Consider the following 25,922-nt stretch of genomic DNA (forward strand, 5'->3'; position numbering starts at 1 on the left):
CTTCCCGTTTCAGCCGCCTGTCAGGCGCTTTTCCATGTCCTCGACTTCGTGCTTCGCCAGCCGCTGGCGGGCCAGCTTGCGCCAACTCTCGGCCAGCGGCGGCAACTCGGCCATCTCGGCCAACGCCGCATAGTCCAGGCGATCCACATAAAGCACGCGCAGCAGGCGGGCCATGCTCCAGTCCGGATACGGACGGCTGACCAACATTAGTCCGTCGCCCACGCGCAGTTCGCCCTCTTCCAGCACGCGGTAGTACCAGCCCGTGCGCAGGCTCTGCTGCACCGCGCGCGACAAGCCTGCGTGCCCGAAGCGATGGTTCAGCTTCCAGCATGGCTGGCGCGCCTGCGACACCTCCACCAGTGCGGTGCCAAGGCGGAAGCGGTCGCCGATGCAGATGTCCGCTTCGGTGAGCCCCGTGGTGCTCAAGTTCTCGCCAAAGGCCCCCGGCGCGGAGAAGACCGTGCCGGCCGGCGCGCAGAGATCCGCAAGCTCGGCCCGCCAGGCCGCGTAATGGTCGTATGCGTAGTGATGCAGCGCCTTTTCCGGACCGCCATGGTGCTTCGGATCGCCCTGGCCATCGCCCGACAGGCCAAGCGCAGTCACCCGCACAGCATCCGCGATCGCCCGCTTGTCGATGCCGCTCGGCACGCCCTGCGGGCCGAAAGGGCGAACCTGGCCGATCAGGACCGCATCGACCGGAACGCCACGCAGCGCGGGCAGGTCGGTGCGGTTCACAGGCCGGCCTCGTCGAGCCAGCGCGCGAACATGCGGCGGCCCGCCGCCGCGACTGTCTCGCCGACTTCCGCGGTACGCGCGCGGATGGTGCGCGGGTCAATGCCCGCCTTGCCCAGTTCAACCGTGTGGCCGATCAGCCAGGCCTCGATATCGCGCGGCAGCACTTCCGGATGGAACTGCAGCGCCAGGACCTGGTCGCCAATGGCGTACGCCTGGTTGGGCACCGCGGCGGTCGATGCCAGCAGTTCCGCCCCCGCGGGCAGATCGAAGGTGTCGCCGTGCCAGTGCAAGACCTCCCAGTTGGCCGTGGCCAGTTCGGCCAATGCCGAGGCACGACCAGTGGCGGTCGGCACGATCGGCGCCCAGCCGATTTCGCGCGTTCCCGGGTACACGCGCGCACCGCAGGCCCGCGCAATCAGCTGCGCCCCGAGGCAAACCCCGATCACCTTCCCCTTGGCGGCAAGGCGCGCGCGAATCAGCGCGATTTCCTGTTCCAGCCACGGGTACGCCTCGGTCTCATAGACCCCGATCGGTCCGCCGAGCACCAGCAGCAGGTCGGCCGGATGGTCCGCAATGGGCTGGAGGTCATCGACGCCGGCCTGGAATACCTGCAGGGCGTGGCCGCGCGCGCGCAGCGCTTCGGCAATCACGCCGCCGTGTTCAAAGGCGACGTGCTGGATGATGTGAGTGGTACGCGAAGGGGTGGACGTTGCCATGCACGGCTCCTGCCGATGGGATGGCCCGAAATAGTACTGCCATTCGGTCAAGGACGTCCGCAACGCGGCTATTTGCCACGACTGCCCCCTTCCTTTGCCGTGGCGGGCTCCAGCACCAGCGTGTCGAACGGTTCGCGCGCCGGTTCACGCCGCCGCGCCAGCGTGATGTACTCCACCGCCGCCCACTTGCCGGTCCAGTCGCGGTAGTTCGGCGACACCGGATTGCCCGACTGCCCGGTCGAATCCATGAAATGCGAGGCATCCAGGTCGGCCAGGTCATAGAGCGCGCGCAGGCTGGCTGCGTGCGTGCTCTCGAACGGCGCCTGCTCGTCGCGCGGGTTGTTGCGCCCGACATTGACCGTGTAGGTGTCGCCTCCGGTCGGCACGCGCAGGTTGAACAACCCCGACAGGTACGGCTGCTTGCCGAACGGCTTGTGTTCGGAGCGGGCCGCATGCGCATTGCCCCAGCGCCATTTGCCGGGGTTGTCGCCATAGCGCCGCGAGAGGTCGGCGAGCGCGAGTGTCCACGCATCCGCGACGGCATCGGCGCAGGTCTCGTGCTCGGTCGTCCCAGACTTGTCGCACCAGAAGCTGCCGAGCGAGCCGGGGCCGGCGGCATTGCGCAGGATGTTGAGCATCGGCTGCTGCACGTTGCGCTGCTCCCACATGCGCTGGAACAGCGCCTCGCCGACCTTGTCCTCGAACAGCCGGCGCGACAGCTCGCGCAGCCAGGCAGTGACGATCAGCGGCTGCGGCGCCGCGGCATCCATGGTGCCGTCCCAGTTGCGCAACGCCTCGAACAGTTCGCGCTCGCGCTGTGGCCGGGTGGCGTCATTCGCCACGGGCGCTGCCAGCAGCAGCGGCAGGACATCGCGCATGGCCAGCGAGACCACGTCCTTCTGGATGGCCCCGAACGACTCGAACGTATGGCGCGGCACGCCATCGAGCAGCGCGCGGATGCGCTGGTAGCGATACGGCACGGTCCATTCGCTCGTGATGAAGTAGGGATAGTCGGGCCCCACGATGCGCTGGTTCGCCGTCACGATGATGCCGTTGGGCGGGTTGTAGGCACGCGGCAGGTGCTCGAACGGGATAAAGCCGTTCCAGTCATAGCGCGCGTCCCAGCCCGGTGCCGGCGCCAAACCTTTGAGATCGTTGTCGGCGCGGCGCAGCGGAACCCGTCCCGGCGCGATGAAACCGATATTGCCGTCCACGTCGGCATAAACCATGTTCTGCTGCGGCGAGTGGAAGTCGCGCAGCGCTTGCGTGAAACTCGCCCAGTCGGTGGCCAGGTTCATCTTCAGCCCGGCCTGGAAGGTGAGATCGTCAGGGCGCAGCGCCGTCCACTGGAACGCCACGACGTAACGCGCGCCTAGCGGGGCCGCGGCATTGGCGACGGGTTCGGCCACATCGGAAATGACCGGGCCGTGACGGGTTTCGCGCACCGTCAGGGTGACATCGGCCGCGCCCTTGACATGGATGGTCTCGGCACGCGTCAGGAACGACACCCAGCCATCCGGCGTCTGGTATTTCTCGGTGCTGCCCGGCTGCAGGCGTTCGAGGAACAGGTCCTGGACGTCCGGCGCAGTATTGGTGAAACCCCAGGCAATGCGCGCGTTATGGCCCAGCACGACCAGCGGCGACCCAGGCAGCGTGGCGCCGGCCACGTCCAGCCCCGGCGCCTGCAGTCTAGCCAGGTACCAGAGCGCTGGCGCCTGCAGGCCGAGGTGCGGGTCATTCGCCAGCATGGGCTTGCCCGACCGCGTATGCGCGCCGGACACCACCCAGTTGTTCGATCCCATTCCTTCCACGTAGCCGGGCGGCGCCATGTCGCCGGCGCGGGCCAGCGCCGAGGCCAGCGGGGCCAGGTGGCGGTACAGGTTGCCGTAGTCCAGCGTGCGGACCGGCCGCTCGCCCGGATACGGTGCCAGCAGCTCGCTGATGCGCGCGGTCGGCAATACCTGCGACAGCGCCATGCGCAGGGTTTCCTGGGTCCAGTTGCCGCCCAGGTCCCATGCCATCATGGTCTGCCAGCCGAGCGTGTCGGCGGGCTCCCAGTGCTCCGGACGCGTCCGCAGGATCACGAACTCGGGCGGCAGCGGTTCCTTGCGCTGGTCGATATAGGCGTTCACGCCGGCCGCATAAGCCTGCAATGCGGCACGCGAGTCCGGTTCGAGCTGCGCGAAGATTGCCTCGGCATTGCGGCGCACGCCCAGCGTGCGAAGGAAGCGGTCGGTATCGAGCGCCTTGGGCCCGAGGATCTCGGCGAGCCGGCCCGCGACGATGCGCTTGTTCATCTGCATCTGCCATAGGCGGTCCTGCGCATGCACGAAGCCCAGCGCGTAATACGCATCCAGCCGCGAAGCAGCCTGGATATGCGGCACGGCGTTGCGATCGCGCACGATGGTGACGCGTCCGTGCAGCCCGGGCAGCGCCAGCGTGCCCGCGGACTGCGGCTGCGACGCCTGCCGATACCAGATATAGCCGCCCGCCAGCGCCGCCGCGGACACCAGCAACAGCACCGCTACCAGCCAGGCCAGCCGTCGGAACCAGCGCATCGGTCATCTCCCCGAGAGAATTTTTGTTTGGCGGCAATTATCGCCACCAACGCGCACAAACAAGAAGCCCCGCATGCTGCCATGCGGGGCCTTGGACCCAGATACCCGGACGGATTATCGGCTATCAGGCCGGCTTCTTGAGTTGCAGGGCCTTGTACTCGAGGAATTCCTCGAGCCCGTACTTGCCGGCCTCGCGCCCGTTGCCGGACTGCTTGTAGCCGCCGAACGGCGCCTGCATGTTGAACGGGCCGCCGTTGATGTCCACCTGGCCGGTACGGATGCGTCGCGCCACGCGGATCGCGCGCGCTTCGTCACCGGCCCAGACACCGCCACCCAGGCCATAGACGCTGTCGTTGGCGATACGCACCGCGTCTTCCTCGGTGTCGTAGCAGATGATCGACAGGACCGGCCCGAAGATCTCCTCCTGCGCCACCGTGGCGCGCGGGTCCACATTGCCCAGCACGGTCGGCTTGACGAAGAAGCCCTTCTCCAGGCCCGCCGGCGCGTCGGGGCCGCCCGCGACCAGTTCGGCACCCTCTTCCAGCCCACGGCGGATATAACCTGTCACGCGGTCCTTCTGCACCGCGGAAATCAGCGGCCCGAGCCGGGTGGTTTCCTGCAGCGGGTCGCCCACCGTAAAGCCTTCGGCCACCTTCGCGGCCAGCGCCTTCACTTCGTCATAGCGGCCGCGCGGTACCAGCATGCGCGTATGCGCCGAGCAGGTCTGGCCGGAATTCAGGAAGCACGCATTGATGGTGCCCTTCACCGCCGCCGGCAGGTCGGCATCGTCCAGCACCACCGAGGCGGACTTGCCGCCCAGTTCCAGCGCCACGCGCTTGACGGTCTGCGATGCCAGTTCCGACACACGCTTGCCGGCCCGGGTCGAGCCCGTGAACGACACCATGTCGACCTCGGGATGGCTGGCCAGCACCTCGCCTACCACCGGACCATACCCGGTCACCAGGTTGAACACGCCCGGCGGCAGGCCTGCCGCTTCGATCACCTCGGCCAGCACGAAGGCATTGAGCGGCGCCACTTCCGACGGCTTGAGCACCACCGTGCAGCCGGCGGCCAGCGCGGGCGCCACCTTCAGCGTGATCTGGTTGAGCGGGTAGTTCCATGGCGTGATCGCGGCCACCACGCCGACCGGCTCGCGCACGACCAGCGAATTGCCGACCTCTTCCTCGAATTCGAAGCTTTCCACCAGCTTCGCGGCCTGGCCCCAGTTGTAGACCGGGCCGCTGACCTGGATCGCGCGTGCCAGCTTGATCGGCATGCCGACCTCGCCCGCAATCAGCTGGGCCAGTTCTTCGGTCCGCGCCTTCAGGCCCTCGGCGATCTTGCGGATATAGTCGGCGCGCACCGCCGGCGGCGTGCTGGCCCAGCCATCAAACGCGGCCCGGGCAGCCTGGATCGCGTCTTCCGCGTCGCGCGGGCTTCCCTCGGGGATACGCCCCATGACCGCTTCGGTGGTGGAATGGATGACGTCGATCAGCCCCGTGCCGTGCGGGCTGACCCATTTGCCGTTGATAAAGAGTTTGTCTCGTTGTTGCATGGCCACAGTTGTCAGTTTGGTCAATCAGCGGTTGCAATTATTTTGTTACTTTTATGGTGCACCACATTGTAGAGCGGATTGGAGCAGGCGGTTTTTCAGGCTGCGCCATCCGCGAGGCAACAGATGGCGATAATCGGCCGCGCCCCTGGGATCTCGCCAGCGCGGCGGATACATAACAGGGAGCGAGACGTGGTTAACCCGATTTACCGCAAGACCGAAGCCGGCCTTGACGAGATCAAGACGCGCGCGCGCAAGCTGGATCACAAGCTGCGCGCCCTGCTGCTGATCGTCAATGGCGAACGGCGCGAGCAGGAACTGCTGTCGCAGCTTGACGGCATGGGAATAGGGTCGGAGTCGCTCAAACAGCTGGTGCAAATGGCCCTGGTCGAGACCGTGCCGGAAGCCGCCCCGCAGCAGCGGCCCGCCCCGGTGAAGGCCGCACCCGCCAGCGAGGACAGCAATCTCTTCTCGATGTATGCCATGCGCCGCGTCGAAGCGCAGGAGTCCGCCCAGGCGCCGGCTACGGCGCCCCACTCAGAGGCGGATATCCGGGCCTACCAGCGCCTGTACCACTTCTACACGGACGTCATCAGCCAGCACCTTGGCCTGCGCGGTTACGTCATGCAGGTCAAGGTCGAAAAAGCCACCGATCTCCCGGCGTTGATCGCCCTGCGTGACCCGCTCAACGGCGCACTGCTCAAGGCCAAGGGCGAGATCACCGCGCAAGCCATCACCGGGCAGCTCGACGAGCTCGTCAGGATGATGGGGATGGACGCAGGCGGCTGAACTCGAGCCGTCGCAAACAGCGAACGAGAAGCACAAAGGCCGCCCGGAGGCGGCCTTTGCGTTGACACGGGTTCGGGCGCTTAGCCGTCGATGCCCTGCGACTGCAGGTACTCGTCATACGTGCCGAGGTAATCCGTCAGCGTGCCATCGGTACGCACTTCGATCACGCGCGTGGCCAGGCCGCTTACGAACTCGCGGTCGTGCGAGACGAAGATCAGCGTTCCCTGGAACTTGTCCAGCGCGATCTGCATCGACTCGATCGACTCCATGTCCATGTGGTTGGTCGGCTCGTCCAGCGCCAGCACGTTGTGGCGGCCCAGCATCAGCTTGCCCCAGATCATGCGGCCCTTTTCGCCACCGGACAGCACCTTGACGTTCTTCTTGATGTCGTCCGCCGAGAACAGCAGGCGGCCCAGCGTGCCGCGCAGCGAGGTCTCGTCATCGCCGGCCTGCGTCCACTGGCTCATCCAGTCCATGACGTCGCGGTCGGTCGGGAATTCCTCGTAGGTGTCCTGCGGCATGTAGCCGACGTTGGCGTTCTCGGCCCACTTGACCAGGCCGCGGTCGACCTCGACACCGCGCTGCACGCCGGTCTGCACCGCGCCGTTCAGCAGGCTGCGCAGCAGCGTGGTCTTGCCCGCGCCGTTTTCGCCGATGATCGCCACGCGCTCCCCGGCCTGGATCGCCAGCGACAGGTTGTTGATGATCTTGCGGTCGTAGGTCTTGGTGATGCCTTCCACCTCGACCGCCAGGTTGTGCAGCTTCTTCTCGAACTCGAAGCGGATGAACGGGTTCTGGCGCGACGAGGGCTTGATGTCCTCGACCTTGATCTTCTCGATCTGCTTGGCGCGCGAGGTCGCCTGGCGGGCCTTGGACTTGTTGGCCGAGAAGCGGCGCACGAAGTCCTGCAGTTCGCTGATGCGCTCCTTGGCGCGCGCATTGGCGGCCATCTGTCGCTCGCGGGCCTGCATCGACGCTTCCATGTAGTCGTCGTAGTTGCCCGGGTAGACCTTGAGCGTGCCGTAGTCCATGTCGGCCATGTGCGTGCACACGGAGTTCAGGAAGTGGCGATCGTGCGAGATGATGATCATGGTGGAGTTGCGCTCGTTGAGCACAGTCTCCAGCCAGCGGATCGTGTTGATGTCCAGGTTGTTGGTCGGCTCGTCGAGCAGCAGCACGTCCGGGTTCGAGAACAGTGCCTGCGCCAGCAGCACGCGCAGCTTCCAGCCCGGCGCGACGTCGCTCATCGGGCCCTGGTGCTGGGTGGTGGGAATGCCTACGCCCAGCAGCAGTTCGCCGGCACGGGCCTCGGCGGTGTAGCCGTCGTACTCGGCATACTTGGCCTCCAGTTCGGCGGCCTTCATGTAGTCTTCGTCGGTCGCTTCGGGGTTGGCGTAGATGGCGTCGCGCTCCTGCGCGGCGGCCCACATCTCGGTGTGGCCCATCATCACGACGTCCAGCACGCGCATGTCTTCATAGGCGAACTGGTCCTGGCGCAGCTTGCCCAGTCGAATGCCCGGCTCCAGCATGACGTTGCCCGACGACGGCTCCAGGTCGCCACCGAGGATCTTCATGAAGGTGGACTTGCCGCAGCCGTTCGCGCCGATCAGGCCGTAGCGGTTGCCCTCGCCGAACTTGACCGAGATATTCTCGAACAACGGCTTGGGGCCGAACTGCATGGTGATGTTTGCGGTAGAAAGCACGTCTGGAACCTTGTCTGGAAACGGGTATGGCGCCAATGCGCCAGGCTTGCCGGAACGGGGCGGCGCCGCCGAATGCGATGCGCCCCGGTTCATGGGAGAACCCCGGAGGAAGTGGGGGAATAACCGATTATTTTACCATCCGCACGCCTTTCCGGCGACCGGAGGGTGCGGGTCGAAAGCGCGTCAGGCCAGGGCCGGCAGCACCGGATAATCCGAAAGGCCCAGCGTGAACCCCTCCGCACTTGCGCTGAGCTGCGCCTGCGCGCCAACCGGCAGCGTCAGCTTGCGCGCACAGTGGCCGAACGGCAGGCCGGTCACCACCGGCACCTTCAACTCGTCGCGCAGGTAGGCGACGACGGCGTCCATGTCGTAGCCGTTGTCGTAGTCCGTCACGCGGTAGTTCGAAAAATCACCAAGGACGACGGCGCGCTGCGCACCGAGCACGCCGGCCTGGTGCAACTGGACCAGCATGCGTTCCACGCGATACGGCGGCTCGTTGATGTCCTCCAGGAACAGGATGCCGCCTTCCACCTTCGGCATGAAGCGAGTGCCCAGCAGGCTGCACAGCATGGCCAGGTTGCCGCCCCACAGCGTGCCCGCCACCGTGCCCGAGAACGGCTGCCCGCCGTCCTGCGGGGCCAGCACCGTCACCGTGTAGGCCGGATCGCGCAGGATGCCTTCGAAGTGCTCCCACATGAACGGGTCGACCATGTCCGCGCCGAAATCCGCCAGCAGCATCGGCCCGGCAAACGTCACGCCGCCGGTTGCCGCCAGATAGGCCAGCTGGAACGCCGTGAAATCGCTGTGGCCGACGATGGGCGTGCCGCTGGCGCGCGCTTGCTCGGCGATCTGCGCGAAATCGAGCCGCTCCAGCAGTCGTGCGATGCCGTAGCCACCACGCACGGCCAGCGTGAGCTCGTGCGGAGTACCGGTGCCGATCGCATGCAGGTCCGCGAGCCGTTCGGCATCGGTGCCGCCAAAGCGCAGGTAGCGCCGCGCCAGCACGTCGGGGTTGGTCGTGTGGTACCCGTGCGCCTTGAGCCAGGCACAGCCGCGTGCCGCGATGGCGACATCGTGCGGATACCCGGACGATGCGATCAGACGGACTTCGGTATGCGGCTGGATGCTCGGTGTGCTCATACGGGTTGGCTTGATCAGGGTTGTTCGGGATCGGACAAGCTTCGTGCAGCGAGTTGCGCGGCCTTCTGCGCGCGGCGCCGGGCGCCGAAGAAGTCCTTCAGCATCTGCCCGCATTCGGCTGCCAGCACGCCGCTCGTCATGGTGGTCTGGTGGTTGAGCTGCGCCTGCTCGAACAGGTTCACCACGCTGCCGGCCGCACCCGTCTTCGGGTCCGTCGCGCCGAACACCACATGGCGCAGGCGCGCATGGAGGATGGCGCCGCTGCACATCGCGCACGGTTCCAGCGTCACGTACAGCTCGCACTCGGGCATGCGGTAGTTGCCCAGCACTTGCGCGGCCGCGCGCAGGGCCTGCATCTCGGCATGGGCCGACGGATCCATCGACGTGATCGGCAGGTTGTGCCCGCGCGCGATGATGGCATCGTTCCACACCACCACCGCGCCGACCGGCACCTCGCCCGCGGCTTCGGCCAGGCGCGCCTCGTCCATGGCAGCGCGCATATAGCGCTCGTCGCGCGCGATGTCCTGCGCCGTGCGGGTTTCCGACATGGGCGACTCAGTCCTGTGCCGGCAGCTCCGCCGTGGCGGTGACTTCGGCCCAGCAGTTGGGCGTTTCGAACAGGACCAGGCGGGTCAGTTGCAAATGGTGGCCGAAGCAGTCCTTGAACACCGGGGCCAGCATGTCGAAGGCGATCTGCGCCAGGTTCTCGACCGTCGGGATGGCGTCCAGCACCACGGTCTTGTGCCCTTCCATCGACTGCAGGAAGTTCAGCAGCGCGGTGTCGCCGCGATAAATCAGGAACGCATGGTCCCATTTGGACACCAGGTGGTCCTGGGCCAGCGACTTTATATCGCCGAAATCGAGGATCATGCCGTCATCCGACGCACCCTCGCGATGCAGCACCTCGCCCGACAGCGTCAGGTCCAGGCGATAGCGATGGCCATGGATATTGCGGCACTGGCCGCAGTGGTTCGGGATGCGATGGCCGGAATCGAATTCGAGCCGGCGGGTAATGGAAACTTGTTTGCTCATGGGTACGGGCGCTTGCAAGGCGGCCTGCATTGGGTGGACTTCATGCCGGAGTCCGCAGGCTCTATTGTGGCCCACGCTGCGGCCACGGGACAGGAATCCGCCTGAATCAGCGGATGCCCAGCAGCTTGTGGGTCTGCAGCGACAGGCGCCAGCGCGGGTGTCGCTGGCAGAACGCCACGGCGGCGGCGGTATTTTCGCGGGCCAGCGGGCCGTCCATGGCTTGCACCAGGAAATACCGGAAATCCAGCTGCTCGTATGCGGCGAAGTCTTGCCCGGCCTGCGGCATCACCACCTTCAGCTCGTCGCCCTTCCTGACCACGAGTTCGGAGCCCATCTTGGGGCTCACGCAAACCCAGTCGATTCCCGGCGGCACCTCGATCGTGCCGTTGGTTTCAATCGCGATCTCGAAGCCCTGCGCGTGCAGCGCGTCGATCAGCGGACCATCGAGCTGCAGCAGCGGCTCGCCGCCGGTGCACACCACCAGCGGCTTGCCGCCGGCGCCTTGCGGCCATTCGGAAGCGACCGTCGCGGCCAGTTCCCCGGCCGTGCGGTACTTGCCGCCGCGCGTGCCGTCGGTGCCGACGAAATCCGTGTCGCAGAACTGGCAAACCGCAGTGGACCGGTCCTCTTCGCGCCCGCTCCACAGGTTGCAGCCGGCAAAGCGGCAGAACACCGCGGCTCGGCCGGCGTTGGCGCCTTCGCCCTGCAGCGTATAGAAGATTTCCTTGACGGCGTAAGTCATGCTTTGCGGCGCGCTCCGGTCAGGAACGCAATGGTTTCAGCGGCCAATGGCGGCCAGTCTTTCATGGGTCGGGAGAGCGAGGCCAGGACTCCGGATCAGAGATGGCTTGAGGCAAGGCGGCCTCCGGCAGTGCATCGGGGCGGGGCTCCGCATGGCCTCTCGCAGGCTGTATCCGGCAGCGGCCAGACAACGCGGAAGTATACCAGACGAGTCAGGGTTTTCGCTGAGATGGCCACCGCACCGCACGTGGCGCAAGGGTCGCCTCCATCACCTCGCCTCTCGCCCGGGCACCGGACAGCCTCGTCAGGACGCACGAACCATTGTTGCGTTCATTTCAAATATCTTCTGTCGATCACCACCTTAATCCGCAAAGGTAAGACAGGCACACTGCCGCCATCCCATCTTCTCCTGGAGGCAGACCATGCCCATTGCCCTGTTAGCGCTGACACTCAGCGCGTTCGCCATCGGCACGACGGAATTCGTGATCGTCGGACTGATCCCGACCATCGCCACCGACCTGCACATCAGCGTGCCGTCGGCCGGCATGCTGGTCAGCCTGTATGCCCTTGGGGTAGCGGTCGGCGCTCCGGTGCTTACCGCACTGACCGGCCGGCTGCCGCGCAAGGCACTGTTGCTTTCGCTGATGGCGCTCTTCACGCTTGGCAACCTGCTTGCCTGGAAAGCGCCGAGCTATGAATCGCTGGTCGTCGCGCGCATCCTGACCGGCCTGGCCCACGGCGTGTTCTTCTCGATCGGCTCCACCATCGCTACCGGCCTGGTGCCGAAGGACAAGGCGGCCAGTGCCATTGCCATCATGTTCACCGGCCTGACGGTCGCACTGGTGACCGGCGTTCCGCTGGGCACCTTCATCGGCCAGCATTTCGGCTGGCGCGAGACCTTCCTGGCCGTCTCGGCACTCGGCATGATCGCCTTTGTCGGCAGCCTGCTGTTCGTGCCGTCGTCGATCCCGCATTCGCCGCCTGCCTCGCTGCTGCAGCAGGCCCGCGTGCTGGCGGAGCCACGCTTGTTGCTGGTGTATGCGAAGACGGCGATCGGCTATGGCGGCTCGTTCATTCCGTTCACCTTCCTGGCGTCGATCCTGCAGGATGTATCGGGCTTCAGCGCCAGCGCCGTCGGGCTGGTGATGCTCGTGTACGGCGTATCCGTGGCGGTGGGCAATATCTGGGGCGGCCGCCTGGCCGATCGCCATGGCCCCATTCCCGCCCTGCGGCTGGTCTTCCTGTTGCTCGCCGTGGTGCTGTTCGTGCTGACGTTCACCGCGCCGCACCGTTGGCTGGTGGTCGCCACCGTGCTGGCCTGGGGTGCCGTGGCCTTCGGCAATGTGCCCGGCCTGCAGGTCTACGTAGTCAAGCAGGCGGAGCGCCATACGCCCAATGCCGTCGACGTGGCCTCCGGGCTGAACATCGCGGCCTTCAACCTTGGCATTGCCGGGGCGGCCTGGGCCGGTGGCCTGATCGTCACGCACCTGGGCCTGATGCATACGCCGTGGATCGGCGCGCTGGTTGTGCTGGTGGCGCTTGGCCTGACGGAACTGAGCGGCCGGCTGGACCGCGCCGCCGGTTTCGATGCACGCGGCCCACTGCCTGCCGGCGCCGCTATGCACTGAACTCCGGCCCCTTGCCCCACCCGGGGCAAGGCCGGCGGCTCAGCGCGTGCCGAGGTAATCCATCTTGCCGATCTGCACGCCCTTGTGGCGCAGGATGTCGTAGGCAGTGGTGATGTGAAAGTAGAAGTTCGGCAGGGCAAAGCCCAGCAGATAGCTTTTCCCGTCGAAGGTGATGGCACCCTGCCTGAGCTTCAGTTCGATGCTTCTTGCTTCGCTGCCTTCGAGCTGCTCGGGACGGACCGACTTCAGGAAGTCCACGGTCTTCGCGATGCGCTCCTGCAGTTCGGGAAACGTCGCTTCCGTATCGGCAAACGATGGCACATCGATCCCCGCGAGCCGCGCCGCGCAGCCCTTCGCGGCATCGCTGGCGCGTTGCACCTGGTTCGCCAGCGTATCCATGTCGGCGATCAGTCGCGTCTGGATCAGGTCGGCGGGGTCCATGCCCTGCGCCTGCGCATGCGCCGCGCCTTTTTCCAAAATGGCCGACAGGTTGTTCAAGGCGCGGATAAACGCGGGAATCGATACTTCATACATCGAGAGGGCCATGTGGTCTCCTGGCATGGTCATATCCGGTTATGGGTATGCGGCTGTGCTGCGTCGCCAGCGGCAGCATAAATCGAATTGGCGCCTCTTGCAGACGGTCCATGCGCCGGCCCACCGCGCCGTGCATTAAGATATCCAGTTACCGCCCCCGCATGGGGCCAGCCCGGCCGCCCCCGATGAACGCGCCCTTCCCGATCCGCACGGAATGCCCCCCCGGCGCCTGCACTTGCCGCCGGGAAGAACTGCTGGCCGATCCGGCCGCCGATCTCAGCGTCCTGCGCCTGACCCGCGAGGAGGAAAAACGGCTGGTGGCGCGGCTGGAAAGCGTGACGAGCCTCGCCGACCTGCGGCATCTGGGCGGCCGCTTGCAGGCACAACTTGGCATCGTCCTGACCATCACGCCGAGCGCGAATGGCGTGCGCACGCTGCGGGGGATCAACATCCAGCTCGAAGATAAGCCGGGACTATGCCGGAAGACGAAGCAGGCGATTCCCGCGGCGATACGCCGGGCGATGGAGACCACGCCCGAGATTGCCTATGCGCTGCTGGATGAGCAGGATCTGCTGGGCGGGGCCTGAGTTGCGCCCCTGCCTTACCTGACCGGCACGGGCCACACCCGGCCGTCGCCAACCACGTAGCACTGCTCGCCAGGTTGCGCCCGGATCGTAGCGTGTCCCGTGAACGCGCCAAACGCTGGCAGGATGGCGCCCTCTGCGCCGAACACAAAACACGGCAGCCGCAACACGTCGCCGCCGGTGCCGCGCAGCACGCAGGCAGGGTGCAGATGGCCCGCCAGCACGAAGCCTTGAGGCGAAGTCCCCGGCATGTGGCACAAAGCAAAGGGTCCGGCCGAAAGCGGCTCGGTGACGACTGCGATCTCCAGGTCGGGCGGCGGATCACCGGCGTGAGTGTCGTGGTTGCCGCGTACCAGCGTGCAGCGCAGATGCGCCGGCAGGCAGCGCCGCCAGTCGCGCAGCGCCATCAATACGGCGCCCGTGCGCGCGGCGCGGGCGTGCAGAAAGTCCCCGAGAAACACCAGTTCGTTCGCCGGATAGCGACGCACCAGCGCATGTAGCCGCGCCAGGTTGTCGGCAGTGGTCCCGCTCGGCACCGGCTGGCCCAATGCGCGGAAGGCCGCGCCCTTGCCGATATGGACATCCGCCACGAGCAGCATGCTGCCCGCCGGCCACCACACCGCATGCTCCGGCAGCAGCCACAGCGTCTCGCCGGCCACACGCACGGCATGGGCCCCCGACGCAACCAGGTGGATATCGCTCATGCCGGTCATAGCAGCGGTAGTGGCCGGGACGGCTTGCGCGTCCGTCGAGGCTTGCGCGGGCCCGCCGGTCCTGCGTGGTCGGACATGCCGAAGCGCGCTTGCTCTGCCACGCGCGCTGCATCAACGCCGGGCGGCATGTCATGCATCGGCCCCGTGTAGTCCGGCGCCGGACCCGCGGCGCGTTCCAGGTCGGAGAGCATGCGGGCGATGCGGTCCGCAAGCTTCTCGGTGCTGAGTTTCTCGCGCAGGAATTCCACGATCAGCGGGAACGCCAGCGGCGACGGCCGTTCCAGCACGCGCAAGTCCAGCCGCATTGACGCCAGCCGCGCCAGCGTGGTGGTCAGGCGGTGCGCATCCAGCTCCTGCATCAGCACCTCGCGTTCGGCCTGCCCGAGCAGCAGATTGCCGGGGTCGTGCTTGCGAAAGACTTCATAGAACAGGCTCGACGAGGCCTGCAGCTGCCGCGCGCTCCTGGCGGCGCCGGGATAGCCCTGGAACACCAGCCCCGCCACGCGAGCGATCTCGCGGAAGCGGCGCAGCGACAGCTCGCCGGCGTTCAGGCTGCCCATCACGTCGGCGGCCAGATCGCGATGGCGCTCTTCGGCCAGCACCTGTGGCAGCCACTGCCCCCAATCCAGCGGCGCGGACGCCAGCAACTCCAATCCATAGTCGTTGACTGCCACCGAGAACGTAGCCGGTACTTTCTGCCCCAGCCGCCATGCCAGCAAGCTGCCGAGGCCGAGATGCACGGAACGCCCGGCGAAGGGGTAGAGAAACAGGTGCCAGCCTTCGCGCGAATGCAGCGTCTCCGCCAGCAGCGTGTCCGGCGCAGGCACTGACGACCAGCGCATCTGCAAGGCCACGAGCGGCTCGATCAACGGCAGTTCGGGCGTCGTGGCCAGATCCAGCCGACCCGCGCGCACGGCATCAAGTGTGGCGACGACGGCGTCGGCGAGCTCCGTGGAAAGCGGCATCTTGCCGCCGTTCCAGCGCGGCACGGCCGGCCGCTTGCCCGTGGCGCGGCGCACGTAGGCGGTCATCTCCTGCGTGCGCACCAGTTCCAGCAGGCGGCCGCCGAACAGGAAACAGTCACCGGGCGCCAGGCGAGCGATAAAGCCTTCCTCGACTGTCCCCAGGGATGCACCGCCGCTGCCTGCGCGAGTCCAGTAGCGCACCTGCATCGTCGCATCGCTGACGATCGTACCCACGCTCATCCGGTGCCGGCGCGCCAGCCGGGCATCCGGCACGCGCCAGACGCCGTCATCGTCGGGCATCGCTCGGTGATAGTCGGGATAGGCAGACAACGTACCGCCGCCATTTCGCACGAAGTCGAGGCACCATCGCCATTCCTCCCCGGTCAGCGCGCGGTAGGCCCACGTGGTCCGCGCTTCGGCCAGCAGGTCGTCCGCCCGGAATCCGCCGCCCAGTGCCACCGTGACCAGATGCTGCACCAGCACGTCGAGCGGCTTGTCCGGCGAATCGCGCGCCTCGATCCGCCCGGCCAGCGCAGCCTCTCTCGCTGCGACCGACTCCACAAGTTCCAGGCTGTGCGTGGGCACCACGGTCACGCGCGATGCCCTGCCCGGGGCGTGCCCCGATCGCCCGGCGCGCTGCAGCAGCCGCGCCACGCCCTTGGGCGAGCCGATCTGCAGCACGCGTTCCACCGGCAGGAAGTCCACGCCAAGGTCCAGGCTGGAGGTACACACCACGGCGCGCAACTCGCCGTTCTTGAGGTGCTGCTCGACCCATTCGCGCACGGCGCGGTCCAGCGATCCGTGATGCAGCGCAATCTGGCCGGCCCAGTCCGGTCGAGCCTCCAGCAATGCCTGGTACCAGAGCTCCGCCTGCGATCGAGTATTCAGGAACACAAGCGTGGTGGTGCTCGCTTCCAGTTCGCGCACCACGTGCGGCAACATCGACAGGCCAAGGTGTCCCGCCCATGGGAAACGGCTGGCGGCGTCCGGTAGCAGCGTGTCGATGATGAGTGTCTTGGGCGTATGGCCGTGGACCAGCACGCGCCGTTCCGGCGCAACACCGGCGAGCAGCACATCGCGCGCATGATTCAGGTTGCCAAGCGTCGCGGACAAGCCCCACACGCAAAGGTCCGGCTGCCATTGATGCAGCCGGGCCAGCGCCAGTTGCACTTGCACCCCGCGCTTGCTGCCGATCAGTTCGTGCCACTCGTCAACCACGACTAGCCGCACGCTCTGGAGCGCCTCGCGCGCATCGGCGCGCGTCAGCAGCAGCGACAGGCTTTCCGGTGTGGTGACCAGCGCGGTCGGCAGCCGGCGTGCCTGTGCCGCGCGCTCGCTGCTGCTGGTATCGCCGGTGCGCAACCCCACACTCCAGTCGAGGCCGAGTTCGGCAAGCGGTGCGAGCAGCGCCCGGGTGGTGTCCGCCGCAAGCGCGCGCATCGGCGTCAGCCAGAGCACGGTCAACGAAGGTGACGGCGCTCCGGGGCGGGTTGGCGGGCTGGCAAAGGCGAGCAAGGCGCCCAGCCATGCGGCATAGGTTTTGCCGGTGCCTGTGGTGGCGTGCAGCAAGCCGCTTTGCCCTCGTCCGATGGCGTCCCATACCGCGCGCTGGAAGTCGAACGGCTGCCAGTGGCGCGCGGCAAACAATTCCGGCAGCTTGCGCGCTACCGGGGGCGAAGGTGGCGTGACGTCACGCCGCTTTGTTGCCATGCTTCCCCCGACCGGCCGTTCAGGTGGCCCATTGCCAGATGGAACCCGGCAGTCGAAAACCCGAGCGGATCCCGCTGCCAGCCACCACCCGCTACCGTGAAGCGTAGGTGACGCGTTTGCCGTCGTCAGCCGGTGACATCCCGTTCCGTTGTCGGCGTATTCCCACACGGATAGCGATCTCGTGATCGCCAAAAAACACGAAGCCCGCGCAACAGCGCGGGCTTCGGTGACAGACTCGGTACTGGCTCAACCGCCTGGGATAGCGATCGGCTCGCGCCGCATCATTCCCACTCGATCGTCGCAGGCGGCTTGCCCGACACGTCATACACGACCCGGTTCAGGCCCCGGACTTCATTGATGATCCGGTTCGAGCAACGGCCCAGCAGCGAGTACGGCAGGTGCGCCCAGTGCGCGGTCATGAAGTCGGTGGTCTGCACGGCGCGCAGCGCCACGACGTAGTCATAGGTCCGGCCATCGCCCATCACACCCACAGACTTCACCGGCAGGAACACCGCAAAAGCCTGGCTGGTCAGGTCGTACCAGCTCTTGCCCACCTGCTGCGGCTCGCACAAGCCGGCGGCGGCGTCTTGCTCCGTCGCGATGGTCTTGCGCAGTTCCTCGATAAAGATGGCATCCGCACGGCGCAGCAGGTCCGCGTAGTCGCGCTTGACTTCGCCGAGGATGCGCACGCCCAGGCCCGGACCCGGGAACGGATGGCGGTACACCATCTCCGGCGGCAGGCCCAGCGCCACGCCCAGTTCGCGGACTTCGTCCTTGAACAGGTCGCGCAGCGGCTCCAGCAGCTTCAGGCCAAGCGTCTCGGGCAGCCCACCCACGTTGTGGTGGCTCTTGATGGTGGTGGCCTTCTTGGTCTTGGTGCCGCCCGACTCGACCACGTCGGGGTAGATCGTGCCCTGGGCCAGCCACTTCGCGTTGGTGAGTTTCTTGGCTTCCGCCTGGAAGACCTCAACAAACTCGCGGCCGATGATTTTGCGTTTCTGTTCGGGGTCGGTCACGCCGGCCAGATGGCCGAGGAATTGCTCCGACGCATCGATATGCACGACCTTGGCATGCAGGCGGCCGGCAAACATCTCCATCACCATCTTGCCCTCGTCCAGGCGCAGCAGGCCATGGTCGACGAACACGCAGGTGAGCTGGTCACCGATCGCGCGATGGATCAGCGCGGCAGCCACCGACGAATCCACGCCGCCGGACAGGCCCAGGATCACCTCCTCGTCGCCGACCTGCTTGCGGATCAGGGATACCGCTTCCTCGATGTGGTCCTTCATCACCCAGTCCGCGCCGGCGCCGCAGACGCCCAGCACGAAGCGCTCCAGCATCTCGCGGCCCTTCGACGTGTGCGTGACTTCCGGGTGGAACTGGACCGCGTAGTAGCCGCGCGCCTCGTCGGCCATGCCGGCGATCGGGCAGCTCGGGGTGGAGGCCATCAGCTTGAAGCCAGGCGGCAGCGCGGCAACCTTGTCGCCGTGGCTCATCCAGACCTTGAGCATGCCATGGCCTTCGGCCGTGGTGAAATCCTCGATGTCCTTGAGCAGCGCGGTATGGCCATGCGCGCGGACTTCGGCGTAGCCGAATTCGCGGTGATCGCTCCACTCGACCTTGCCTCCGAGCTGCACGGCCATGGTCTGCATGCCGTAGCAGATGCCGAGCACCGGCACGCCCAGGTCCCACACCGCCTGCGGCGCGCGCAGCTGGTGGTCTTCGTAGGTGCTGGCGTGGCTGCCCGACAGGATGATGCCCTTGGGCGCGAATTCGCGGACGAATTCGTCGCTCACATCGTTCGGATGGATCTCGCAGTAGACGTGGGCCTCGCGAACGCGGCGGGCAATCAGCTGCGTGACCTGCGAGCCGAAATCAAGAATAAGGATTTTGTCGTGCATGATGGGCGGGTGGCGTATCTTCCGGTTCGGGTTCGGTTGTCACTTCCGTGCCCGGGCCATAGCCGGGCGGCGGCGTGATGACCGGCTCGCGCCGGTTGTCGGGGAATGTCGATGTTTGCGCGCGGCGCGCGGGGCCGGGTTGCGGGCGTGGATCATGGGCTTCGCTGGCCTGCTGCAGCTCGCGCTCTGCCTTCGCCTGCCGCTCGCGGTTGCGGACGCGCTTGGCCGCCGGTATCTGCACCAGCGCGAAAAAGCCAAGCATGGCCACCAGGATGGGCACCCAGACCTTGCCGGCGCCTTCCAGCGGCAGTTCCAGGAACACCAGCCAGGAGAGGATCAGCAGCGCGCTGGCCAGGTTCACGTAGCCAACGGTCCGAGCCACGGTCACCGTCATCTGTCCGTTGACGGTGGCATGCCACAGCAGCCAGGACAAGCCGATCAGCGCGACACCCAGCAACTGTCCGAACAGCGCCGGTTGCGGCTGGGGCAGTTGCAGGGCCGCATACAACGTCGTGAACGGCGACATCAGCAGCAGCACGCCGAGCATCAGGTCGAGCAAGGCGTCGAAGAACAGTACGGCTCGCAGCAGCACCTTCATGAGCGGTCCTCAGCAGGCCCGGCAGGCTTGCCTGCCGGGATGCCTGGCACCTGGCTCGGCAGGCCCGCCGCGCGGGTCAGTCGATGTGGTAGTTCGGCGCTTCCTTGGTGATCTGCACGTCGTGCACGTGCGACTCGCGCATGCCGGCCGCGGTGATCTGCACGAACTGCGAGCTCTCATGCCAGTCGGCGATCGACTTGCTGCCGCAGTAGCCCATCGAGGCGCGCACGCCGCCGGTGAGCTGGTGGATGATGGCCATGACCGAGCCCTTGTAGGCCACGCGGCCTTCGATGCCTTCCGGAACCAGCTTGTCGACGTTGGCGGTGTTGTCTTCCTGGAAGTAGCGGTCAGCCGCGCCGTCCTTCATGGCGCCCACCGAACCCATGCCGCGGTAGCTCTTGAACGAGCGGCCCTGGAACAGGAACACCTCGCCCGGCGCTTCCTCGGTACCCGAGAACATGCCGCCCATCATCACGGTGTGGGCGCCGGCCGCCAGCGCCTTGGCCACGTCACCGGAGTAGCGCACGCCGCCATCGGCGATCAGCGGCACGCCGGTGCCCTTCAGGGCTTCGGCCACGTTCGACACGGCGGTGATCTGCGGCACGCCGACACCAGCAACGATACGCGTGGTGCAGATCGAGCCCGGGCCGATACCGACCTTGACGCCGTCCGCGCCATGCTCGACCAGCGCACGCGCGGCGTCGCCAGTGGCGATGTTGCCGCCGACAACCTGCACTTGCGGGTAGTTTTGCTTGACCCAGCGCACGCGGTCCAGCACGCCCTGGCTGTGGCCATGGGCGGTATCGACCACGATCACGTCCACGCCGGCCTTGACCAGCAGTTCGACACGCTCGTCGTTGTCCGGACCCACGCCGACCGCCGCGCCGACGCGCAGCTGGCCATGGTCGTCCTTGCTGGCCAGCGGATTGTCCACGGCCTTCTGGATGTCCTTCACGGTGATCAGGCCGCGCAGCTCGAAGGCCTGGTTGACCACCAGCACGCGCTCCAGGCGGTGACGGTTCATCAGGCGCTTGGCTTCCTCCAGCGTGGCGCCTTCGTTGACGGTCACCAGCTTTTCGCGCGGGGTCATCTTGGCGCGCACCGGCGCGTCCAGCTCTTCCTCGAAGCGCAGGTCGCGGTTGGTGATGATGCCGACGACGGTCTTGCCCTCCAGCACCGGGAAGCCCGAAATGCCATGCTGCTGCGACAGCGCGATCACTTCCCGCACCTTCATGTCGGGGGAAATGGTGATCGGATCACGCAGCACACCCGATTCGTAGCGCTTGACGCGAGCCACTTCCCGGGCCTGGTCGGCCGGCTTCAGATTCTTGTGAACGATTCCGATGCCGCCCGCCTGCGCCATGGCAATAGCCAGGCGAGCCTCCGTCACGGTATCCATGGCGGCGGACACCAGCGGAATGTTCAGGTCGATCGAACGGGTCAGGCGGGTACGAAGGGAGACATCCCGGGGCAGGACGGCCGAATAGGCCGGCACGAGCAGCACATCATCGAACGTGAGTGCTTTCTGGACAAGACGCATAGCAATTCCTCTAGGCGCAAAACCGAATTATACAGGAAGGCGCGCATCTTGACGCGGCGCAGACGCCCGCGCACGACGGCCTCTGCTATGCTCGAAATCTTTTTTCTTCGAAGTGTGGCGGGAATGGGGATTGGCGTACTGTGCGGACTGCTGGCGGGCGCGTTCTGGGGCATGGTCTTCATCGCGCCCAAGCTGCTGCCGGCGTTTTCGCCGTGGGAGCTGGCCATCGGGCGTTACCTTGCCTACGGGCTGGTCGCACTAGTCGCCGCCCTGCCGCTGATGAAGCGCATTGCACGCAAGCTTACGCGTGCCGATTGCGTGGCATTGCTGCGCCAGGCCTTCACGGGCAACCTGCTGTACTACGTACTGCTGGCCTTCGGCGTGCAGCTCGCCGGGGTAGGTCCGACCTCGCTGATCATCGGCATCCTGCCGATTTCCGTGACCATCATGGGCCGGCGCGACCATGGCGCGGTGCCGCTGTCCCGGCTGGTATGGCCGCTGCTGGTGGTCGCGGCCGGCATTGCCTGCATCAACATCGACTTGTTCGGCGGCGGCCAGAGCGCGCATGCCGCCGCAGCCGGCGCCATCGCCCGGCCAGTCTGGCAGAAGCTCGCGGGCGTAGCCTGCGCGGCCGGCGCGCTGGTCTGCTGGACCCTGTATGCCGTGGATAACGCGCGCTACCTGCAGCGCAATCCGCACTACAGCGGCAATGAGTGGTCGGCGCTGTACGGACTGTCGACCGGCGCGGTCTCCGCCGTGCTCGCCCTGGGCGGCTGGCTGCTGGCCGGCGACGCGCTGAGCGCCCCTGGCTCCGGGCGCGACTGGCAATGGTTCTGGATGGTCAACTCCGCCATGGCACTGGGAGCGTCGCTGATTGGCAACAACCTCTGGAACATCGCCAGCCGCCGGCTGCCGCTGACGCTGTCGGGCCAGATGATCGTGTTCGAGACGCTTTTCGCGCTGGCATACGGGTTTGTGTTCGATCACCGCTGGCCGCGGCCGCTGGAAATCGCCGCCATCGCACTGCTCATGGTCGGCGTCGCCTGGTCTGTTCGCTTGCACGCCAGCGACAAGTCTGCGTAGACTTGCACTCGATGTCGCCGGGGTCACATCCAGGATGCCCGGCCGGCCCGGCAAGCCAACGCCGGCCTCGGAACATCTGTCCAGACACTACCCGTACCCAGCCATGATCCGCTCGTCCGCGCTGTCGCTTTCGCTGCTTGCCGCCGCCCTCGCCGCTGTGCCGGCATCGGCATCCGCCCAGTGGCAATGGCGCGACGCCAGTGGTCGGATGGTGTATAGCGACGTGCCCCCGCCTCCCGACGTCACGCGCATCGTGAAGGGGCCAGGGAAACTTTCCGGCGAATACAAGCCCGTCGAGGCCACGCCCGCCACATCCGTCACACCCGGCACTGCCGAAGCCGCTCCGGCCCGGCCGGCCGCCGCAAAGGCCGCCGCGGCACCCGCACCAACGGCCGAGGAAGCGTTCCAGAAGCGCCGCGCGGAGCGGCTCGAGGCGGCTGCCAAGGATGCGCAGAAAGAGGCGGAAGCCAACGAGCGCGCCACGCGTTGCGCCCAGCTGCGCAACTACGCGCAGGGCCTGCAACAGGGCGCGCGTACCGGCGTGATGACCGCAGACGGCGGCGTGCAGTTTCTCGGCGGCGAACAACGCCAGGCCGAGATCGTGAAAACCAACGCCAATATCGAGAAGGACTGCGGCTAAGGCCAGTACCGAACACCAACGCTGGCGTCCCCGGCCCTCAACCGCCCCCGCGCAACCACTTCTGCCCTTCGCGCGTGCCACTCGCACGCGTCTTCTGCACGCGCCGGCGCCGGGCCAGTTTCGGATCCGCGGTCAGGGGCCGATAGATTTCGAGACGATCCCCAGCCCGCACCACGGTATCGGGTGTCTTGAGCTTGCCGTAGATACCGACGCGCATGGTCGACGGATCCACCTCGGGGCAGGCCTGCTGCAGCCCCGAGCCGACGATGGCCGCGGCAATCGTGGTGCCCTCCGGCACATCGATTTCCTCCAGGAAAACCGAATCCGGCCTGGCGTAGCACACCGAGATGCGCACCGTGCCCGGCGCGGCATCAGTTGGCGCCATAAACCACCTCGGCACGCTTGACGAAGGCATCCACGAAGGTATTCGCGATGACGCTGAATACCGGGCCGATAATCTTTTCCAGCAGCAAGCTGGAGAACTCGTAATGCAGGTGGAATTCGATCTTGCAGGCATCCTCGCGCAGCGGGGTAAAGCGCCAGGAGCCGTTGAACGTCTTGAATGGCCCGTCGGCAAACGTCATGTCGATGCGCGTGGGCCGCTCTTGCGTATTGCGCGTATGGAAAAACTGCTGGATACCCTTGAACTGGATATGGATCTTGGCATCGAGCGTGGTCTCGGTCTGTTCGAACACCTCGACGCCGCCACACCACGGGAGGAACTTTGGATAGTCCTCCACGCGCGTGACCAGGTCGTACATCTGCCCGGCCGAATAGCCGAGCAGCACGGATTTATGGACGTCTGCCATGAATGGAAAAATCGGGTATCCGGTCATCCCGCACTGCAATATCGCGCCAATCGGACCTGGCGCGCCGCGGACATGGACCGGTACCGGGGCTGGTTTGCTAAAATCCGGATTTTAGCCGACACAGGCGCCCGCGGCATCCCCGCCGCAGAATGGGCCACCAGGCCCGCCCCGTCCGGCGAGATTTTTCACTCACGCACCCCTGCCCAGCACGCATGACCATTGCAGATAACAAGAAGGCCTTTTTCGACTACTTCATCGAAGAGCGATACGAGGCCGGCATCGTGCTGGAAGGCTGGGAAGTCAAGGCGATCCGCGCGGGCCGCGTACAGATCAAGGAAGGCTACGTCGTGGTGCGCGATGCCGAGATGTTCCTGATCGGCGCCCACATCAGCCCGCTGCAGAGCGCGTCGACCCACATCAATCCGGACCCGGTGCGCACGCGCAAGCTGCTGCTCAAGGCCGACGAGATCAAGAGGCTGATCGGCAAGGTCGAACAGCGCGGCTATACGCTGGTGCCGCTGAACCTCCACTACACGCGCGGCCGCGTGAAATGCGAGATCGGCCTGGGCAAGGGCAAGAAGCTTTTCGACAAGCGAGAAACCGAGAAGCAACGCGACTGGCAGCGCGAGAAGTCGCGCATCATGAAGGGCGGCAGCAAGGAATAAGCCGCCGGCCCTGCTTCAATCAGACGGCCTTCTGCCCTTTCACGATCTGCAAGGCAGAGGCAATCATGCTGCTCATCTCGCCCAGGTTGCCCGGCACGATCAACGTATTGCCCTGCTTGGCCAGGTTGCCGAAGGCCGTGACGTACTCCTCGGCCACCTTGAGGTTCACGGCCTCCATGCCGCCGTCCACGCGGATAGCCTGACCGATTTTCTGGATGGCCTGCGCGTTGGCCTCCGCCACCGCAAGGATGGCTGCCGCCTCGCCCTGCGCCTTGTTGATGGCGGCCTGCTTTTCGCCTTCGGACTTCTGGATCGCGGCTTCGCGCGCGCCTGACGCCAGGTTGATCTGCTCCTGGCGCTTGCCTTCGGACGCGGCAATGAGCGCGCGCTTCTCCCGCTCGGCCGTGATCTGCGCCTGCATGGCGTGCAGGATCTCCTTCGGCGGCGTGAGGTCCTTGATCTCGTAGCGCAACACCTTCACGCCCCAGTTCGAAGCCGCCTCGTCCAGCGCATTCACCACGCTGTGATTGATGAACTCGCGTTCCTCGAAGGTCTTGTCGAGTTCCAGCTTGCCGATGACAGAGCGCAGCGTGGTCTGCGACAGCTGCGTGATCGCCACCACGAAATTGCTGGATCCGTAAGAGGCCTTCATCGCGTCCGTGACCTGGAAGTACAGCACGCCGTCGACCTGAAGCTGGGTGTTGTCCTTCGTGATACAGACCTGGCTCGGGACGTCGAGCGGGATTTCCTTCAGGATATGCTTGTAGGCGACGCGGTCGACGAACGGCACCACGATCGTCAGCCCCGGCGTCAGCGTTGCGTGATACCGCCCCAGGCGCTCGAGCACCCAGGCATGCTGCTGGGGCACGATCTTGACGCCTCTCGCAATCAGCACGATGGCACCGATTAGGATAATCAGCGGCAACAAGCCAAGCTGAAAGACTTCCATGTAAGACCCTCCGGACAGTTGACAGCAATGCCGCGCCGCCAGGGCGCGGCAACAACGGGACTCAGCGCGGCAGGACGATCAGCGTCGAACCGCGGACTTCGACAATGCGATAACGCCCCGGCGCCGCATCGGGGCCAGGCGCCAGTTCGACGGTCCAGTCCGCTCCACGGTACGGCACACGCGCACGGCGGTAGGTATCCCACGCCGGCACTTCGAGTTCCTGGCCGATGTCGAGGTTGACGCCTGGATCGGACGCCGCATTGCTCCTGCGCAGACGGCCAAACCGCGTGCGGCGCAGCAGGACGATGCCGATGATGGCCACCACTGCCGCCACCACTGTCTGCGTCGGTGGCTCCAGGCCTGACAGTGCCGCTAAGCCGCCCGCGGCGAGGCCGAGCGCAACCATCAGCAGATAGAACGTACCAGTAGCCAGCTCGGCGATCACGAGCACGGCCGCGGCGACGAACCACAGGTAGTGCATTGCCATGTGTCCCCTTTCCCCCGGCGAGGCCGGGCTTCCCCTTTCCACCGTCATCCAATGCGTCGGGCAAAGAAAAACCCCCGCAACGCCATCGGCGTCTGCGGGGGTTCTTTTCACACCTGCCGCAGGGCCGGTGCCAACCGGCGCATCGTAGCG

25 protein-coding genes are annotated in these 25,922 nt (G+C 66.3%); 6 read left to right on the plus strand and 19 right to left on the minus strand.

The window, feature by feature from the left end; all coding sequences use genetic code 11:
• Positions 1-9: 9 nt before the first annotated feature.
• The 4 genes from ACIGJC_RS07945 to ACIGJC_RS07960 form a co-directional block, all read right to left on the minus strand.
• A complete protein-coding gene (locus tag ACIGJC_RS07945) occupies positions 10-735 on the minus strand; it encodes an MOSC domain-containing protein (RefSeq protein ID WP_483708206.1) in 726 nt (241 codons plus the stop codon).
• Positions 732-1,451 (minus strand): glutamine amidotransferase, encoded by a 720-nt coding sequence (locus ACIGJC_RS07950; protein ID WP_483708207.1) that lies wholly within the window; start codon positions 1,449-1,451, stop codon positions 732-734. The genes ACIGJC_RS07945 and ACIGJC_RS07950 overlap by 4 nt, the downstream gene beginning before the upstream one ends.
• Positions 1,452-1,519: 68 nt before the next feature.
• The gene (locus ACIGJC_RS07955) at positions 1,520-4,009 is read right to left on the minus strand and encodes a penicillin acylase family protein (protein WP_483708209.1); all 2,490 of its coding nucleotides are present in this window, start codon (positions 4,007-4,009) and stop codon (positions 1,520-1,522) included.
• A gap of 124 nt (positions 4,010-4,133) precedes the next feature.
• Complete coding sequence (locus ACIGJC_RS07960; protein ID WP_483708210.1) at positions 4,134-5,564, minus strand: aldehyde dehydrogenase family protein; 1,431 nt, start codon at positions 5,562-5,564, stop codon at positions 4,134-4,136.
• A 189-nt stretch (positions 5,565-5,753) separates the two neighbouring features.
• Between ACIGJC_RS07960 and ACIGJC_RS07965 the strand changes: the two genes are divergently transcribed.
• Complete coding sequence (locus ACIGJC_RS07965; protein WP_483708212.1) at positions 5,754-6,350, plus strand: hypothetical protein; 597 nt, start codon at positions 5,754-5,756, stop codon at positions 6,348-6,350.
• An 80-nt stretch (positions 6,351-6,430) separates the two neighbouring features.
• Here ACIGJC_RS07965 and ACIGJC_RS07970 read toward each other — a convergent pair whose 3' ends face one another.
• From ACIGJC_RS07970 to queE, 5 genes are all read right to left on the minus strand, one after another.
• The gene (locus ACIGJC_RS07970; RefSeq protein WP_483708213.1) at positions 6,431-8,053 is read right to left on the minus strand and encodes an ABC-F family ATPase; all 1,623 of its coding nucleotides are present in this window, start codon (positions 8,051-8,053) and stop codon (positions 6,431-6,433) included.
• A gap of 183 nt (positions 8,054-8,236) precedes the next feature.
• The gene (gene ldcA / locus ACIGJC_RS07975) at positions 8,237-9,193 is read right to left on the minus strand and encodes a muramoyltetrapeptide carboxypeptidase (protein WP_483708214.1); all 957 of its coding nucleotides are present in this window, start codon (positions 9,191-9,193) and stop codon (positions 8,237-8,239) included.
• Positions 9,194-9,207: 14 nt separating this feature from the next.
• Positions 9,208-9,741 (minus strand): tRNA adenosine(34) deaminase TadA, encoded by a 534-nt coding sequence (gene tadA / locus ACIGJC_RS07980; protein WP_483708215.1) that lies wholly within the window; start codon positions 9,739-9,741, stop codon positions 9,208-9,210.
• A gap of 7 nt (positions 9,742-9,748) precedes the next feature.
• Positions 9,749-10,225: a 6-pyruvoyl trahydropterin synthase family protein gene (locus ACIGJC_RS07985; RefSeq protein WP_483708216.1), complete on the minus strand. Its 477-nt coding sequence runs from the start codon at positions 10,223-10,225 to the stop codon at positions 9,749-9,751.
• Between the two features lie 106 nt (positions 10,226-10,331).
• Positions 10,332-10,967 (minus strand): 7-carboxy-7-deazaguanine synthase, encoded by a 636-nt coding sequence (gene queE / locus ACIGJC_RS07990; RefSeq protein WP_483708217.1) that lies wholly within the window; start codon positions 10,965-10,967, stop codon positions 10,332-10,334.
• A 421-nt stretch (positions 10,968-11,388) separates the two neighbouring features.
• Between queE and ACIGJC_RS07995 the strand changes: the two genes are divergently transcribed.
• A complete protein-coding gene (locus ACIGJC_RS07995; protein ID WP_483708218.1) occupies positions 11,389-12,594 on the plus strand; it encodes an MFS transporter in 1,206 nt (401 codons plus the stop codon).
• A gap of 39 nt (positions 12,595-12,633) precedes the next feature.
• Here ACIGJC_RS07995 and ACIGJC_RS08000 read toward each other — a convergent pair whose 3' ends face one another.
• Entirely contained in the window at positions 12,634-13,140 is a 507-nt protein-coding gene (locus ACIGJC_RS08000) for a DUF1993 domain-containing protein (protein WP_483708219.1), read from the minus strand.
• Positions 13,141-13,313: 173 nt separating this feature from the next.
• Here ACIGJC_RS08000 and ACIGJC_RS08005 point away from each other — a divergent pair, with 173 nt between their 5' ends.
• Positions 13,314-13,715: a hypothetical protein gene (locus tag ACIGJC_RS08005; protein ID WP_483708220.1), complete on the plus strand. Its 402-nt coding sequence runs from the start codon at positions 13,314-13,316 to the stop codon at positions 13,713-13,715.
• 14 nt (positions 13,716-13,729) lie between these two features.
• Here the strand turns inward: ACIGJC_RS08005 and pdeM are convergent, their stop codons facing one another.
• The 5 genes from pdeM to guaB all read right to left on the minus strand — a co-directional run bounded on the left by pdeM (position 13,730) and on the right by guaB (position 21,139).
• A complete protein-coding gene (pdeM, locus tag ACIGJC_RS08010) occupies positions 13,730-14,425 on the minus strand; it encodes a ligase-associated DNA damage response endonuclease PdeM (protein WP_483708221.1) in 696 nt (231 codons plus the stop codon).
• Entirely contained in the window at positions 14,422-17,100 is a 2,679-nt protein-coding gene (locus ACIGJC_RS08015) for a ligase-associated DNA damage response DEXH box helicase (RefSeq protein WP_483708223.1), read from the minus strand. The genes pdeM and ACIGJC_RS08015 overlap by 4 nt, the downstream gene beginning before the upstream one ends.
• Before the next feature lie 281 nt (positions 17,101-17,381).
• Positions 17,382-19,001, minus strand: coding sequence for a glutamine-hydrolyzing GMP synthase (guaA, locus tag ACIGJC_RS08020; protein ID WP_483708224.1), 1,620 nt, complete (start codon positions 18,999-19,001; stop codon positions 17,382-17,384).
• Positions 18,976-19,599 (minus strand): hypothetical protein, encoded by a 624-nt coding sequence (locus tag ACIGJC_RS08025; RefSeq protein WP_483708226.1) that lies wholly within the window; start codon positions 19,597-19,599, stop codon positions 18,976-18,978. Before ACIGJC_RS08025 ends, guaA begins: the two co-directional genes overlap by 26 nt.
• Positions 19,600-19,675: 76 nt before the next feature.
• The gene (guaB, locus tag ACIGJC_RS08030; RefSeq protein ID WP_483708227.1) at positions 19,676-21,139 is read right to left on the minus strand and encodes an IMP dehydrogenase; all 1,464 of its coding nucleotides are present in this window, start codon (positions 21,137-21,139) and stop codon (positions 19,676-19,678) included.
• A 123-nt stretch (positions 21,140-21,262) separates the two neighbouring features.
• Here guaB and ACIGJC_RS08035 point away from each other — a divergent pair, with 123 nt between their 5' ends.
• Both ACIGJC_RS08035 and ACIGJC_RS08040 read left to right on the plus strand, forming a co-directional pair.
• On the plus strand, positions 21,263-22,222 hold the full coding sequence (locus ACIGJC_RS08035) for a DMT family transporter (RefSeq protein WP_483711493.1): 960 nt from the start codon (positions 21,263-21,265) through the stop codon (positions 22,220-22,222).
• A gap of 103 nt (positions 22,223-22,325) precedes the next feature.
• The gene (locus ACIGJC_RS08040) at positions 22,326-22,862 is read left to right on the plus strand and encodes a DUF4124 domain-containing protein (RefSeq protein WP_483708229.1); all 537 of its coding nucleotides are present in this window, start codon (positions 22,326-22,328) and stop codon (positions 22,860-22,862) included.
• Between the two features lie 37 nt (positions 22,863-22,899).
• Here ACIGJC_RS08040 and ACIGJC_RS08045 read toward each other — a convergent pair whose 3' ends face one another.
• Together ACIGJC_RS08045 and ACIGJC_RS08050 are read right to left on the minus strand one after the other, a co-directional pair.
• Complete coding sequence (locus tag ACIGJC_RS08045) at positions 22,900-23,247, minus strand: RnfH family protein (protein ID WP_483708230.1); 348 nt, start codon at positions 23,245-23,247, stop codon at positions 22,900-22,902.
• The gene (locus ACIGJC_RS08050; RefSeq protein ID WP_483708231.1) at positions 23,234-23,671 is read right to left on the minus strand and encodes a type II toxin-antitoxin system RatA family toxin; all 438 of its coding nucleotides are present in this window, start codon (positions 23,669-23,671) and stop codon (positions 23,234-23,236) included. The genes ACIGJC_RS08045 and ACIGJC_RS08050 overlap by 14 nt, the downstream gene beginning before the upstream one ends.
• Positions 23,672-23,883: 212 nt before the next feature.
• On the opposite strand from ACIGJC_RS08050, the gene smpB reads away from it, so the two are divergent.
• The gene (gene smpB, locus ACIGJC_RS08055; protein WP_483708232.1) at positions 23,884-24,336 is read left to right on the plus strand and encodes an SsrA-binding protein SmpB; all 453 of its coding nucleotides are present in this window, start codon (positions 23,884-23,886) and stop codon (positions 24,334-24,336) included.
• Positions 24,337-24,355: 19 nt separating this feature from the next.
• Here the strand turns inward: smpB and ACIGJC_RS08060 are convergent, their stop codons facing one another.
• Both ACIGJC_RS08060 and ACIGJC_RS08065 read right to left on the minus strand, forming a co-directional pair.
• A complete protein-coding gene (locus ACIGJC_RS08060; protein WP_483708233.1) occupies positions 24,356-25,285 on the minus strand; it encodes an SPFH domain-containing protein in 930 nt (309 codons plus the stop codon).
• Positions 25,286-25,346: 61 nt separating this feature from the next.
• Positions 25,347-25,772, minus strand: coding sequence for an NfeD family protein (locus ACIGJC_RS08065; protein ID WP_483708234.1), 426 nt, complete (start codon positions 25,770-25,772; stop codon positions 25,347-25,349).
• Between the last annotated feature and the right edge of the window lie 150 nt (positions 25,773-25,922).

The sequence above is a fragment of the Cupriavidus sp. C3SS-1 genome (genome assembly GCF_057073755.1).

Bases quoted from the DNA above. Each gene is read 5' to 3' on its own strand.
- ACIGJC_RS07950 (WP_483708207.1), bottom strand. From the start codon at position 1,451: ATGGCAACGTCCACCCCTTCGCGTACCACTCACATCATCCAGCACGTC.
- ACIGJC_RS07955 (WP_483708209.1), bottom strand. From the start codon at position 4,009: ATGCGCTGGTTCCGACGGCTGGCCTGGCTGGTAGCGGTGCTGTTGCTG.
- ACIGJC_RS07960 (WP_483708210.1), bottom strand. From the start codon at position 5,564: ATGCAACAACGAGACAAACTCTTTATCAACGGCAAATGGGTCAGCCCG.
- ldcA (WP_483708214.1), bottom strand. From the start codon at position 9,193: ATGAGCACACCGAGCATCCAGCCGCATACCGAAGTCCGTCTGATCGCA.
- tadA (WP_483708215.1), bottom strand. From the start codon at position 9,741: ATGTCGGAAACCCGCACGGCGCAGGACATCGCGCGCGACGAGCGCTAT.
- ACIGJC_RS07985 (WP_483708216.1), bottom strand. From the start codon at position 10,225: ATGAGCAAACAAGTTTCCATTACCCGCCGGCTCGAATTCGATTCCGGC.
- queE (WP_483708217.1), bottom strand. From the start codon at position 10,967: ATGACTTACGCCGTCAAGGAAATCTTCTATACGCTGCAGGGCGAAGGC.
- ACIGJC_RS07995 (WP_483708218.1), top strand. From the start codon at position 11,389: ATGCCCATTGCCCTGTTAGCGCTGACACTCAGCGCGTTCGCCATCGGC.
- ACIGJC_RS08000 (WP_483708219.1), bottom strand. From the start codon at position 13,140: ATGGCCCTCTCGATGTATGAAGTATCGATTCCCGCGTTTATCCGCGCC.
- ACIGJC_RS08005 (WP_483708220.1), top strand. From the start codon at position 13,314: ATGAACGCGCCCTTCCCGATCCGCACGGAATGCCCCCCCGGCGCCTGC.
- pdeM (WP_483708221.1), bottom strand. From the start codon at position 14,425: ATGACCGGCATGAGCGATATCCACCTGGTTGCGTCGGGGGCCCATGCC.
- ACIGJC_RS08015 (WP_483708223.1), bottom strand. From the start codon at position 17,100: ATGGCAACAAAGCGGCGTGACGTCACGCCACCTTCGCCCCCGGTAGCG.
- guaA (WP_483708224.1), bottom strand. From the start codon at position 19,001: ATGCACGACAAAATCCTTATTCTTGATTTCGGCTCGCAGGTCACGCAG.
- ACIGJC_RS08025 (WP_483708226.1), bottom strand. From the start codon at position 19,599: ATGAAGGTGCTGCTGCGAGCCGTACTGTTCTTCGACGCCTTGCTCGAC.
- guaB (WP_483708227.1), bottom strand. From the start codon at position 21,139: ATGCGTCTTGTCCAGAAAGCACTCACGTTCGATGATGTGCTGCTCGTG.
- ACIGJC_RS08035 (WP_483711493.1), top strand. From the start codon at position 21,263: ATGGGGATTGGCGTACTGTGCGGACTGCTGGCGGGCGCGTTCTGGGGC.
- ACIGJC_RS08040 (WP_483708229.1), top strand. From the start codon at position 22,326: ATGATCCGCTCGTCCGCGCTGTCGCTTTCGCTGCTTGCCGCCGCCCTC.
- ACIGJC_RS08045 (WP_483708230.1), bottom strand. From the start codon at position 23,247: ATGGCGCCAACTGATGCCGCGCCGGGCACGGTGCGCATCTCGGTGTGC.
- ACIGJC_RS08050 (WP_483708231.1), bottom strand. From the start codon at position 23,671: ATGGCAGACGTCCATAAATCCGTGCTGCTCGGCTATTCGGCCGGGCAG.
- smpB (WP_483708232.1), top strand. From the start codon at position 23,884: ATGACCATTGCAGATAACAAGAAGGCCTTTTTCGACTACTTCATCGAA.
- ACIGJC_RS08060 (WP_483708233.1), bottom strand. From the start codon at position 25,285: ATGGAAGTCTTTCAGCTTGGCTTGTTGCCGCTGATTATCCTAATCGGT.
- ACIGJC_RS08065 (WP_483708234.1), bottom strand. From the start codon at position 25,772: ATGGCAATGCACTACCTGTGGTTCGTCGCCGCGGCCGTGCTCGTGATC.